This is a genomic window from Streptomyces yerevanensis (genome assembly GCF_000716805.1).
In the GTDB taxonomy this organism is placed as follows: Bacteria; Actinomycetota; Actinomycetes; order Streptomycetales; family Streptomycetaceae; genus Streptomyces; species Streptomyces flaveus.
Window position 1 is genome coordinate 21255 of sequence record NZ_JNWJ01000071.1, and the last position, 12921, is coordinate 34175.

The 12921-nt window shown below is 69.2% G+C and carries 9 protein-coding genes and 2 pseudogenes; 4 read left to right on the plus strand and 7 right to left on the minus strand.

Going from position 1 to position 12921, the window contains the following annotated elements; genetic code table 11:
* Positions 1–194: 194 nt before the first annotated feature.
* Positions 195–1586: an NsdA family TPR-like regulatory protein gene (locus OP79_RS41950; RefSeq protein WP_033328373.1), complete on the minus strand. Its 1392-nt coding sequence runs from the start codon at positions 1584–1586 to the stop codon at positions 195–197.
* 428 nt (positions 1587–2014) lie between these two features.
* Here OP79_RS41950 and OP79_RS57510 point away from each other — a divergent pair.
* From OP79_RS57510 to OP79_RS41960, 3 genes and pseudogenes are all read left to right on the plus strand, one after another.
* Positions 2015–2950: pseudogene (locus OP79_RS57510) on the plus strand (asparagine synthetase B family protein); the annotation flags it as partial.
* A gap of 185 nt (positions 2951–3135) precedes the next feature.
* Positions 3136–3570 (plus strand): NUDIX domain-containing protein, encoded by a 435-nt coding sequence (locus OP79_RS57515; RefSeq protein ID WP_078492362.1) that lies wholly within the window; start codon positions 3136–3138, stop codon positions 3568–3570.
* Positions 3571–3641: 71 nt separating this feature from the next.
* Positions 3642–4961: a UDP-glucose dehydrogenase family protein gene (locus OP79_RS41960; RefSeq protein ID WP_033328375.1), complete on the plus strand. Its 1320-nt coding sequence runs from the start codon at positions 3642–3644 to the stop codon at positions 4959–4961.
* Between the two features lie 847 nt (positions 4962–5808).
* Here OP79_RS41960 and OP79_RS41965 read toward each other — a convergent pair.
* From OP79_RS41965 to OP79_RS41985, 6 genes are all read right to left on the minus strand, one after another.
* On the minus strand, positions 5809–6498 hold the full coding sequence (locus tag OP79_RS41965; RefSeq protein WP_033328376.1) for a DUF6882 domain-containing protein: 690 nt from the start codon (positions 6496–6498) through the stop codon (positions 5809–5811).
* A gap of 313 nt (positions 6499–6811) precedes the next feature.
* Positions 6812–8182: a Fic family protein gene (locus OP79_RS41970; protein ID WP_033328377.1), complete on the minus strand. Its 1371-nt coding sequence runs from the start codon at positions 8180–8182 to the stop codon at positions 6812–6814.
* 522 nt (positions 8183–8704) lie between these two features.
* Positions 8705–9166, minus strand: coding sequence for an SRPBCC family protein (locus OP79_RS41975; protein WP_033328378.1), 462 nt, complete (start codon positions 9164–9166; stop codon positions 8705–8707).
* Positions 9167–9273: 107 nt separating this feature from the next.
* The gene (locus OP79_RS58330; protein ID WP_342669582.1) at positions 9274–9642 is read right to left on the minus strand and encodes a DUF6207 family protein; all 369 of its coding nucleotides are present in this window, start codon (positions 9640–9642) and stop codon (positions 9274–9276) included.
* Positions 9643–9748: 106 nt separating this feature from the next.
* A complete protein-coding gene (locus OP79_RS41980) occupies positions 9749–10684 on the minus strand; it encodes an RNA polymerase sigma-70 factor (protein ID WP_033328379.1) in 936 nt (311 codons plus the stop codon).
* Positions 10681–11886, minus strand: coding sequence for an NAD(P)/FAD-dependent oxidoreductase (locus OP79_RS41985; RefSeq protein ID WP_033328380.1), 1206 nt, complete (start codon positions 11884–11886; stop codon positions 10681–10683). The genes OP79_RS41980 and OP79_RS41985 overlap by 4 nt, the downstream gene beginning before the upstream one ends.
* A gap of 448 nt (positions 11887–12334) precedes the next feature.
* Here OP79_RS41985 and OP79_RS41990 point away from each other — a divergent pair.
* A pseudogene (locus OP79_RS41990) lies at positions 12335–12682 on the plus strand (transposase); the annotation flags it as partial.
* Positions 12683–12921: the final 239 nt, after the last annotated feature.

Genomic DNA, 12921 nt, shown 5'->3' on the forward strand with positions numbered 1-12921 from the left:
ACGCACTTTCCCCCTTCTCTCTGCCTCTCTGCACAGGCGGAAACAGGAGGGAGAGACAGCCGGAGAGGGCGTCACCGCGGCCTGGCATGCGCGGAGCCAGGCTCCCGGTCTACCCCAGGCCACCTGGCTCTACTTCCGGCCGCCTACGGCGATCGGCACTGCCTCCAGCTTACGCCGCAGGTCACGGCGCTGCTTCAGGCAGCGACGCCGAGCTCTTTGCGGGTCCGCTGGACGAACTCCCGCACAGCCAGCTCCCGGCGCCAGGGGGCGAGGGCGGCGTTGAACTCGCGGACGTAGTCCTTGGCCCGGGAGGATTGGACGCGGGCGAGGATGTCGACGGACCGGTTGCCGAGTTCGAGGCCGTGGTCGAGGTCGCGGGCCTGGAGGTGGGCGGTCCCGACGATGGCGAGGCGCATGCCGACGGAGCGGGTGAACACCCCGGTCGGCATCGCGGTGGCCTGCTGATTCCAGCCGAGGGCGGCCTTGGGGTTCTTCAGGTCGCGGAAGATCTCGGCGGCGTCCGCGGAGAGCCGGGAGTGCGCATAAAAGTCGATCCAGGCGGGCTCGTCGCCGCTGTCGTCCTTCGCCTGCCCCAGCAGGTCCTCGGAGGCTTTCAGGGCCCGGGAGGCGGCCCGGGCGTCGTTCTCGCGGGCGTGGGCTCGGGCCTCGATGAGCTTGGTGAACGCCAGCACCCGAGGGACGGCCTGGCCTTTAGCCCGCTCGAAGGCACCTTGGGCCATGTCCACAGCCTCGGACACAAAGCCCCGCATCAGGGTCTGCATGGCCATGGTGGTCAGCACATAGCAGCCCAGCTGCACGTCGCCGCCGGCTCGGGCCAGGCGGAGGGCCTGGATGAAGTGCCGCTGGGCGGCATCATGCTGACCGACATCGAACGCGGTCCACCCGGCAAGCCTCGACAACTCGGCGGTGACGGAGAAGAGTTCGCGGCCGATCTCGTCGGAGAAGCTGCCCTGCAGCAGCGGGCCCGCACGGTGGTCGAGGCAGTCGGTGACGGAGCTGGCCTTCCAGTTCCCGCCGCCGTATTTGGAGTCCCACCGCCTTGCGTCGTCGGCGGCCTCGCGCAGTTCGTCGAGGTCGGCCCGGCCGACCTGTCCGCCGCCGCTATGGTCGGCGGTCTCGTCGGCGGGGGTGACGAGCCATCGGGTGACGGGGGTGGTGAAGGCGGAGGCGGCGAAGCCGGATCCGGCCAGAAAGTCGCGGCGGTTCACGGAGCTCCAGAACGAGGTGGCGACGCGGACGGCGTCGGCGGGGTCTCGCGGGAAATCCAACCCCACATCCGCGTCGATTGTCTCCGCCTCGCCCATACCGATCTCGCCGAGGTTGACGGGTCGTCCGAGCCTCTCGCCGATGGCCTGCGACAACAGCTTCGGGACCGGCCATTTCGGCGTCATCCCCCGCCTGCACCAGTTCGCTACCGACGTATGTGAATAGTCGGTCTCTATCCCGGCGGCATGGGCGAGCTCGTTGACGCGCAGAGCCAGGGACTTGTGGCTCGCGCCGCTGGCTTCGATGAGCCGGGCCAGGTCCGCGTTGGGCGGACGGGTCCGGCGAGTGGTCGACGCCACGGCCTTCTCCCTTGCCGGTGACAGGCCGGAGCACGCACAACTCGAACAAACAGTTGAGTACGTATGTCTGTACTTGGTGGCGCACGAGGTTCGTACTCGACTGGGGACGAAGAGTCGTACATGTTCCGCGTGTTGGGTCTCTGACGATATTCCTCCTGGCCCGGCCGCGAACCGCGTTTGCGAGTTGTGAGCCCCCCTGCGAGCCCTCCCAGCGATCTTGTCGGGCGGCTGTGATGAGAGCCCAGGCCGCCTCCGGGACCGGAACGGATCTCCTTCCGGCGGCGGCCGCCGCCAAGGCACCACCGCACTCGGGGGGTGAACCAGATATGTGCGGAATCGCAGGACTGGCCGGAGCCGACGCCGTCCGGCACGAGAGCATGGTCGGCGCCATGGGTGCCTCGCAATCGCATCGCGGCCCGGACGGCACCATGCACGCCGCCGCGGCCGATGGCCGGGCGGTGCTGGCCATGAACACGCTGTTGATCGTCGACCCGCAGGCCATGCCCGGCCCCTACCTGGAGCGCGAGTCCGGGGTGCTGTTGGCCTTCAACGGCGAGATCTACAACTACCGCCAGCAGGCGAAGGCTTGGGGCGTCCCGCTCGGTCCTCGGGACACGGACGCACACTTCGTGCTGCGGGCCTGGGCCAAGATCGGCCCCTCCTGCCTCGACGGGCTGGACGGCATGTTCGCCCTCGCCGTCTATGACCCGCGCATCGGCAAGCTGTTCCTCGCGCGGGACCGGCTCGGCGAGAAGCCTCTCTACTGGCGCCTCGACGGCGGCCGGCTCGCGTTCGCCTCCGAGGTCACCACCCTCACCGGCTACGGCACCGCACCCTTGGTGCTGCGGCCCGAGGTCCTCGCGATCGAGACGCCGGTCGGCGTCGACACCCCCTTCCAGGACATCCAGCTGCTGGCCCACGCCACCCTGCTGACCTTCGACATCGCCACCGGCTCGCTCGACCAGCACGTCTACTGGAACCTGGCCGATCGGCAGCCCTTCGAGGGCACCTACGCCGAGGCCCTGGCGAAGTTCTCCGTCGTCCTGGCCGGGCAGGTCCCGCTCAGGGCCCCGGCCTGCGACTTCGCGCTCTTACTCTCCGGCGGACTCGACTCGTCGGTGCTGGCCTACCTGCTTCGACCGCCGGTCTGCGTCACCGTCCGCTACCCCGGCCAGGACCGCCTCGACGAATCGAAGATCGCCACGAGGATCGCGGCCGACATCGGCGCCGAGCTGGTGGTCGTCGAGCCGGACCCGATCGACTTCACCAAGGTGCTGCCGCACATGATGTCCGCGCTGGACTACCCGATGGGCAACGCGTCCACGTTCTCCGAGTACATGGCCTACCGGAAGATCGCCGACCTCGGCTTGAAGGTCACCGTCGCTCGCCAAGCCCCCGGCCGCGATGCGGCCGCTGCTGGAGGGCGGCCTGAAGCCGGGCGGGCGGTTCGACCGCACCCGGATGCAGGCCCTCATGGCGGCCGCCTGGTTCTGCGACCAGACAGTGAGGGCTGCCGCATGACGATCCCTCACCTCACTACCGTGTCCGGATGCACCAGGACACCACTGCTGAAAGCCCGGCCACCGCCCGCGGAGCGGTCGCGATCATCGCCAACCGCCGTGGCGAACTCCTCCTACACCTCCGTGACGACCTGCCCGGCATCGCCTGGCCGGACCACTGGAGCGTCCTGGGCGGCGGCTGCGACCCCGGCGAGGACCCCCGCCAGGCGATCGTCCGCGAGCTCGACGAGGAAGCGGGCCTCGCCGTCGATGGCCTCACCGAGCTCTTCGAAATCCGCGACGAGCACGGCTCCGGGCAGCTGATCACATTCTTCGCCGCCTCCTGGGACGGCGACGAGAGTGCCCTGCCCCTCGCCGAGGGCGTCAAGTTCCAGTTCCTCGCCCCCGAAGACCTCGAATTCCGCACGATCCCGCCATTCATCCGGGACGGGATCAACCGCTACCTGGCCACCCGGCCCGCCTGAGCACCCCGCCCTTGCGGGCGGGGCAGAGGTGGGGGCCGTCGGCGGCCCTCACCTCGCAAAGGAACCCCGTCATGAAGCTCACCGTCGTCGGCTGCGGCTACCTCGGCGCCACCCACGCCGCCTGCATGGCCGAACTCGGCCACGAGGTCCTCGGCATGGACTCCGACACGGACAAGGTCGCGATCCTCAACTCCGGCAAGGCACCGTTCCACGAACGCGACCTCGACGAGATACTGGCCCGCCACACCGCCTCGGGGCGCCTGAAGTTCACCGCCTCCTACGCCGAGGCCGCTGCCTTCGCCGACCTGCACTTCATCGGGGTCGGCACCCCGCAGCAGTCCGGCGAACACGCCTACGACCTCAGTCACCTGTTCTCCGCCGTCCGCCAGCTCGCACCCCGTCTGAAGCGCCCGGCGGTGGTCGCGGTGAAGTCGACCGTCCCAGTCGGCACTGCACCCCGCGTCCGCGACCTGCTGCACGAGTTCGCGCCCGCCGGGGACGCGATCGAGGTCGCCTGGAACCCGGAGTTCCTGCGCGAGTCGTTCGCCATCGAGGACACCCTCCGCCCCGACCGGCTCGTCCTTGGCTTCGAGACCGAGCGCTCCTGGGCCGAAGCCATGCTGCGGCAGTGCTTCGACAAGATCATCGAGTCCGGGACGCCGACGATCGTCACCGACTGGGCCACTGCCGAACTCGCCAAAGCGTCCGCGAACGCCTTCCTGGCCACGAAGATCTCCTTCATCAACGCGATCGCCGAGGTCTGCGAAGCCTCCGGCGCCGACGTCACCCAACTCGCCGACGTCCTCGGCCACGACGTCCGCATCGGCCGCCGTGGCATGCGGCCCGGCCTCGGCTTCGGCGGCGGCTGCCTCCCCAAGGACATCCGCGGCTTCATGGCCCGCGCCGGTGAACTCGGCGTCGACCAGGCCCTGACGATCCTGCGCGAGGTCGACGCGATCAACAACCGGCGCCGCGAGCGCATGGTCGACCTGGCGCGCGAACAGCTGGAAGGCAGCCTCGCCGGCAAGCGCATCACCATCTGGGGCGCCGCCTTCAAGCCGAACACCGACGACATCCGCGACTCGCCCGCCCTGGCCGTCGCGCAGAAGCTCCACGAACTCGGCGCCACGGCCACCGTCACCGACCCGCAGGCCCTCGACAACGCCCGCAAGACGCGCCCCGAGCTCGACTACATCGACGACCCGATCGCCGCCGTCCAGGACTCCGACCTGCTACTGCACCTCACCGAGTGGCCCCAGTACTCCCACATCGACCCCCACCGCCTCGCCGCCCGCACGACGACCCCGAGGGTCATCGACGGCCGCGGCACCCTCAACGCCGACACCTGGCGCGAAGCCGGATGGGCCTTCCGGGCCCTGGGACGTCCCTGAGTCCCTCAGCGCTGCCACGGGCCCGCATGCCGAAATGCCTGATCACGGGCCCGTGGCTGCTTGCTGCTACGAGTCTCCTGCCACCCACAGGGGCAGAAGGTGCACGTTTTCTGACAAGTCGGCAGCGATCGCGCCCCAACGGCGCAGGGCCGCAGGCCAGACAGCGGCGGACCCTAGCCTTTAATCGGGGCGGAAGATCGTTAAGGATAACGGCCGGGGGCCCGGTACTGGCCGTCGATGGCAGCCTGCGACCCGGCACAATGACCGCGATGGCCACGAACAAGTACGAGGACTCTGTGCACACTGCCGACGCCTGCTGCCGCCAGGAGCGGGGGCGTTGTGGCGGGGCCGGACAGGCTGGCTGACCTACTGACACTCTCCAGGCTCTCGCCGCCGTCATTAACCTCCAGGCCAAACACGCGGATCGTGATCAGCCACCCGTCTCATGAGCTGCGCGAACATCGCGCTCAGATGAGCCGAAGCACGGTGGTTGTCACCAGCAGCGCGTGGTGAACTGCGGCCTTGGCGGAGCGCAGCACGATGGTTGTCACCAGATCGGCGCGCTACCTGTCACCAGGAGCGCGCGAAGCATGACGGTGTCATCGGCTCCGGCGCCCGGCGATCGTCGACGGCCGTCTCAACACTTTCCAGACCTTCGTCTTCGGCCACCTGCTGCCCGCGTCAGCGGCTGCCCGGATCGCGGAGCGATCCCTGCGCAAGGCGGCGCTCGGAAACTGAATTTCCGCGCCCGATGTCCGCGACCGCGAACCCGGCAAGGACGTCCTCATCTCCCTGGTCGAACACGTCCTCACCCAGAAACTCACCCCGGCCTGACGGACGGTTCGGGTCAGCCGGTGACCGTGAGCCGGATGTTGCCGATCCGCCCCATCCGGTCGAAGGAGACAACGGCGGCGTTCCCGGTCGGCAGATCGGCGATCAGCCGGTCGCCTTCCACGCGCTGCGGCACCCCGTGGTGCTCGAAGTACCCCGTGACGGCCTGTCGCGGCGAACGCCCGATGAGTGAGACCCCGGCCATGAGCACGCGCGGCAGGGCGACCGGATCGAGCTGGGCGCTCGGCACCTTCGGGTCGTCTGGCAGGAAGTACACCTGGGTGCCGGGCCCGGCGGGCTGCCCGATGTACCCGGGAGTGTTGGCTACCCCCATCCCCGCGAAGGCCAGCATCTCGGCGGCCCGCCGAGGATCGTCGAACCCGGACAGATCGAGTTCCTCAGCGGTGAACTCAGGAATCCCGTGCGCCTGCCCGTACCGTGCCACGGCAGCGGACAACGCCACGACCTCACTCCCGCCGAGCCCCGGATTTGCCCAGCCCCACAGCCAGGAGCCCCCCTCCATGTCGTACGTCCCAAGGACACCGACCCGTAGCTGCACCTCCCCCTGCCGGTACGAACACGTCGGCAGGTCCGCGCTCCACGGCGCCTCGGGCAGGAACTCCATGAGCGCCTCGAGCTGAGCGGCGCCCCAGACGGAGTGCCGTTCCGCCTCGAGCAGGAACTGGTCGCTGAATCCCTTTGTCATGATCACGAGCGTAGGGGGCGAGACCCAACGACGGGTAGCCCGGGCTCCGTTCCCCCCGTTACCGTCTTCCGTGCCTCGGCTCAGGTCGTGTGCCGAAGCACGATAGGTGTCACCATTGGCGGCCACTGACCTGGGGCATCAGCACGGCGAGGCACTGCAGTTGTCACCAGGTCGGCATGCTATTTGTCACCAGCAGCGCGGAAAGCATGGCAGTTGTCGCCGGCTCCAATGCTCCGCCGCCATGCGACCTGCACGACGGTTCCGTGTGACTGAGCTGCTCGGCATGGACTCATCAGCGCCTTCATGCCCACCGCTAGGAGTCGAGGGATGCGGTGTTGCGTCGGGTCTCCGCGAGGTGGATGTCGATGTACCGGGTGAGGATCAGCGCGTCCTGCGGCTCGTCAGCCTGGAAGGTGACGCGACGCAGCAGGCTGACTCCGTCGAGCGTGACGCCCTCGCGGGCGAGCACGAAGACGAGGGCGAGGAGAGCGGACCGGGCGTTGCCGTCGTCGAAGGGATGGAAGAAGCACACGTCGAGATAGGCACGTGCGGCGCGGGCGATGAGGGGAACGGGCCGATCGGCGTGGCGCGCGCTCTCGGCCAGGCAGGCGTCGAGGCGGGCTCGGGTGTCCGGGCCGATGCCATAGCGTTCCCTGCCCCCCTTGGCGAAGGCCGGCAGGTTGCGGAACGGCGGCGGCTGCGGTGTGCCCAGCACGTGCTGCTGCCAGCGCTGAAGCAGCTCGAAGTCGAGGGCGGCGCCGCGCGCCGCGTCGGTCCGCAACAGGTCCAGGGCGGCGAGCAGGCCCTGTGCGCGGGCGGGATCCAAGGCGCCGTCGAAGGTGTGTATGTCCTCCGCCACGCCGTCGCGCGACGGAACCACCGGTTCGTCCCCGCCGCCGTCCGGAACGTCCTGCCATGGCACTGTCTCGCGCACCGCGAGCCAGCGCTCGAGGTGGTCCGGCGCGGGTCCGGCGGATTGTGCGCCGTCGTCCGGCCGCAGCGACAGCGCGAGCCGCTCCGCGACGTCCTCGACCAGCACGATGTCGGGGCCGGTCCAGCTCGCGAACCGCCCGCCGATCGCCTCGTCGACCAGCTCTTGCGCGAGGTCGGGCGCGACGCCCCAGCGGCTGAGGAACCAGGTGAGCACTTGACGGCAGTGTCCGTGCCAACCGCTGCCGCAGCCTGTGCGGTCGGTCACCTGCAGGATCAGGTTCCGGGCGGCACGCTCCCAGAGGATCCGCTGGTCCTGGATGCCAGCCAGGTCCAGCGGGTACGCGTCGAACCACCCGGCGAGACTCTCCAGCCACTCGCGCCATTCGCGCAGCGCCGCGACGACACGGGCGAGCGTCTCCTGCGGTGTGGTGATCGAGTCCCGGGGGCAGCACCAGTTCCCGACGGGTCCTCCGTCGAAGTCGCCTTCGTCGTGCGACCAGCGCCAGCCCACGGTCCAGCGGTCGTAGTGCTCGGCGAGTGCGTGCGACATGGCGTCGGCCCAGGGCTGTCCCTCGCCCCAGCTCCAGGCATGCATCGCCGGGTCACCGAAGTGGATGTCCGGGCGGCTGGGTACCCTCCGGGCGGGCCCGAGCGATCGCACCACCTGCGGCGCCGACGCGCTGTCGAAAAAATGACGGCCGGGATCCACATCGTCCCAGGTCAGAAAACGGGGGGCCAGCTCGACAATCACCGCGCAAGCCTGCCACGTCGGCCCGACTGTGGTTCAAGCGAATTACCGCGGGAGGCGCCAGCCGAAGTGTTCAGTCTCATCCCGTCAGTCGCCCTGAGCGGGCCCGTCCTGCGATCTTGGTGACAACAAGCATGCCTCTGTGACAACTACCGCGCTTCGGCTCAACAACTTCCACGCAGCGGACTCGCCTCGTCCTCCTGTCAGAAGTCGAGTTCGACGTAGTCGATGTCGGTGAAGGCCACCTGCAGGCCGGGGGCGCGCCGTCCGCGGCCACGCTTCACCTCCGCGGCGAGGAGATCCGGCAGCGTGCTGAGCGCGTCCGTTGCGCGCCGGGCGTCTCCGAGCGCTGACCTGGGCGGGGAACAGCCGGGCTACGTGGCAGTACGGGACGGATTCGAGGCACGGGTACGGGATCGGGCCGGCGCTGTGGTCGTGACACGACACGGTCACAGCGTCGGCGTCGGCGGCCACCAGGGGGTCACCGACGCCGACAGCGATGCGCTTCGGGGGCGGGACAGGGGGTCACTCGCCGGGCTTGATGCGCCCACGCCAGGCTCCGGACTCGCCGCCGCGGCCCTCGATGTACTCCTTGAAACGCTGCATGTCGCCCTTCACTCGCCGGTCGATCACTCCCAGCATGTCGCCGGTCTTCTCCGCGGCGCCGGTGGGCTCGACGTCCATGACGAGCTCGACCCGGGTGTGCGTGTCGTCCAGGCGCTGGAAACGGACCGTGCCCTTCTGCCTGGTGTCACCCGTGGTGGTGCGCCACGTGATGCGCTCGTCGGGGAGCTGGTCGACGATCTCGGTGTCGAACTCGCGCTTCACCCCGCTGACCTTGGTGGTCCAGTGGTTGTGGCGCTCATCGAGCTGCCTGACTTCCTCGACCCCTTCCATGAACCGCGGGAACTCCTCGAACTGGGTCCACTGGTTGTAGGCGGTGTGCACAGGAACCTCGACCTCCACCGCTTCCTTGACCGTGCTCATCTGAGAACCTCCCTCTCTACTGGATCGGTCGCAGCCAGGGCCAACGACCAGCCCACGGCCTCGGTACGCTGAGGCGAGTACCCGAGGATCACTCGTCTAACGACCGGTTAGCCACGTCCCGTGCTGGTCGTAGAGGCGCGGTCATGCAGCGGAGGGTTCGAGGCACGTTCACGGCCGACAAACGCGCCCCTCATCCAGAACCACCCAGCGACAGAGCCGCGACCGGCGCCGCGGCCGGGCCGAACCGCTTGGCACAGGTCCAGGTAACGGCGCAGCCGTACGCCGGGCTGGCCGGGGTCCCGGGTCGTACGGTCGCTGGTCGCAGTCGCCACATCGTCTGGTGATGCCGCTTCTTGAAAGTAAGTGGCCACCCCTGCTGACTTCGTTCGCCAGACCTGCTCTTGTTTCCCACCCCGCGAGGTGGCCGATGTCGGTGAAGCGGGTCCGGCCGACCGCCCAGGGTGTGGGAGCACCACGACCGGTCAAAGAGCCCTCTTCGAGCGTCGCTTCGCGATGGCCTGCGCCCACCGTTACGGGCCGGCCTTCGGCTGCCAGGCCGAGGGCGGATCCCGCTTCCGGGGCTCAGTGCGTGCCGACGCCGTGAGTGGTGCCGTCGGCGATGGCCTGGAGTTTGTCGGGGTTGGCGACGTTGTGGATGGTGGTGATACGGCCGTCGGCGTCGAAGTCGAAGGTGACTGTGGCGATCACGCGGCCCGGTCGGCCCGGCCCGCTGAACACCATGCCCGGGCCGCCGTTGATCTCGACCAGTTCGGCGTTCATGTCGGCGGGCTCGATGCCCTGGTAGGTGACGGTGCCGATGGCCGCGAACCAGGCAGCCACCGTCTGGGCGCCCACAACCGGACGCAGGGCCTGTCGGACCTTGCCGCCGCCGTCGGTCCACAGGGTGACGTCCGGGGACAGCAACTCCATCAGGGCGTTGACGTCACCGCCGGTCGCGGCGGCGAAGAACCGTTCGGTGACCTCGCGCTGCCGTGAGCGGTCCGCGGTGAAACGCGGCCGTCGGGCCCGTACGTGCTCACGAGCGCGGTGTGCCGCCTGCCGCACCGCGGGCTCGGAACGCTCCACCACCTCGGCGATTTCGGCATGGCTGAAGCCGAAGACCTCCTTCAGCACGAACACCGCGCGCTCGAGCGGGCTCAGCGTCTCCAGCACCACCAGCATCGCCATCGACACCGACTCGGCGTCCATGACGGTGTCGGCGGTGTCGCCGCTGGTGAGGATGGGCTCCGGAAGCCAGGGGCCCACGTAGGTCTCGCGCTTGTGCCGAGTGGAGCGCAGCCGTGCCAGGGCCAGGTTCGACACGATCCGTGTCAGGTATGCCTTGGGGTCGGCCACCTGCGAGCGCTCGGCGGCCGACCACTTGATCCAGGCGTCCTGGACCGCGTCCTCGGCATCGACCGCGGTGCCGAGGACGCGGTAGGCCACCGAGAACAGCAGATTGCGGTGCTCGTGGAACACCTGCTGGTCGGGGTCGGAGTCGGGGTAGGGACGGGTCACCGGGCACCCCGGATCCGGGTGAAGCGGCCGCCACGCGGCCAGAACGCACCCGAGGCGGGCATCTTCTTCATACGGCCGAAGGTCGGCCAGGGCGCGGCACTCACCGTCTCCTTGTACCAGGCAGCCCTACGGCCCGTCAGATGAATTTTCCGGGGACTGTCGTCGGGGCGGGTGAACTGCACGACCGCGTCATGCCGGCCCAGGCTCACCGGCGTGTGGTAATAGCCGAAGCGGAACGGCTTGGGCTGCTTGCCCTTCAGCGTGCGGACGATCGACACCGCGGCGTGCACCCCGGCCGGCATCCCGCCCTGGCAGGTGCCGTGCATGACGCCGTAGCCCTGGCGGATCGCGGCCGCGTCACCGACGGCGTACACATCAGGGTGCGACACCGACCGCAGCGCGGTGTCGGTGACGATGCGGCCGCGCTCGTCGACGGCCAGACCGGCGGCGGCCGCCAGCGGTGACACCCTCGTGCCACTCGTCCACAGGACGGCATCGGCGGCGACGCTCTCCCCGCCCGCCAGCTCGACCGAACCGGGCAGCACCTTCACCACCTCGACCTCGCTGCGCACCGCCACGCCCAGCCGGTCGAGGGCGGACTGCAGGTAGGCCTTCGCCTTCGGGGTCAGGGCCGCACCGGGCTCGGCCCGGCCCAGCAGGACGACGTTCAGCTCCGGGTGCCGCTCGGCGATCTCCGCGGCCGCCTCGACGCCGGTCAGTCCGCTGCCGGCGATCACCACCGTCCCGCTGCCGAGCCGCGCCAGCCGGTCCGCCAGCACCTCGGCGTCCTGGGCACTGTTGAGGGTGTACGCGTGGTCCTCGACGCCCGGCACCGCCGCCGTGTCGGCCACGCTGCCCAATCCGTACACGAGCGTGTCGTAGTGCAGGACCCGGTCGTCGTCGATCCGCACCGTCTTCGCGTCCGCGTCCACCGCTGTCACCCAGCCGCGCACGAACTGCGCACCCGTACCCTGAAGCAGCTCCGGGATGTTCAACTCGGCGAGCTGCTGCCCAGTCGCCGTCATGTGCAGCCGCAGCCGCTCGGTGAACCGGTCCTGGGCATTCACCAGGGTCACCTGCACGTCCTCGCGCCGCTCGACCCGAGCCGCGAGCTGGATGGCCGCGGACATGCCCGCGTAACCCGCCCCCAGGATCAGAACGCGGTGTGTGGTCGCCCTGCCGGCTTCGTGCTGTGCGTTCATCGTTCCGCCCTTCTCCGCTTGCTGACGACCACTGGATGCAAGCTGCCCGCCCGTCCGTGACATGAGGCCGATGTGATGCGCGACACAGTCTGCGTGGTGGCGATCCCGCCCCCTGGTTGAGCCCGCGACCACTGGAGCTGTCAACGGCCATCTCGAGTCCCCCATGTTGTGAAGTCCCACGGATTGTCGGACAGATTTGTCCCGGTTGATCCAGGGCGGTCCCAGTGAGCATTCAGGTACGGCTTGCGGTGTTACGTCGCCCTCGCGGCCTGGTCCCTTTGGAGTGATCTGCGCCCTGCGTGCGGCTTCACGGCCCTCCAGGCTCCGGCCTCAGCGCCCATTTGCTCCGTGTCTCGCACCCAGATTCCGTCTGGTCTATGGACGTCACAGAAACGCCCAGCTGGTCAAGTAACGCTGTCGGTGGCGCTGTTCGCGTAGGAGCCCTTTCGTGAGCCGGCGGAAGCCGTACCCCAGCGACCTGTCCGACGCCCGATGGGCGTTGATCGAACCGGCCTTATCCGCCTGGAGGAAAGCCCGACTCGACCGCAGACCCACCGGCCAGCCGGCCCAGGTCGAACTCCGCGACGTGTTCAACGCGCTCCTCTACGTCGACCGCACGGAAATCCCCTGGAAACACCTCCCGCACGACTTCCCCAACCACGGCACCGTCTACGCCCACTACGCCGCCTGGCGCGACGAGGGAATCCTCGCCCAGCTCAACTACGACCTGACCGGCCTGGCCCACGTCAAGGAAGGACGCAAACCCGAACCGACCGCCTCCGTCATCGACACCCGATTCCAGGTGTCCGGGACGGTGATCGCCCGCGAGCACGGGGGGTGAGAGTAACGCTGTATCTGGTGCAGAAACCCGACGTTCCGGCGGTCCACCTGGTCAGCTACTTCATGGTCCTTGACGAGGCCCACGTGGGGGCGTTGTCCGGCAGTGCGGTGGAGCGCTGACAGCGTCTCACGTCCCTGTCCGGGCGGGTGACGGCGGCTGGCGGCGGCGCGGCGACCATGACAAGGTCAGCGTGA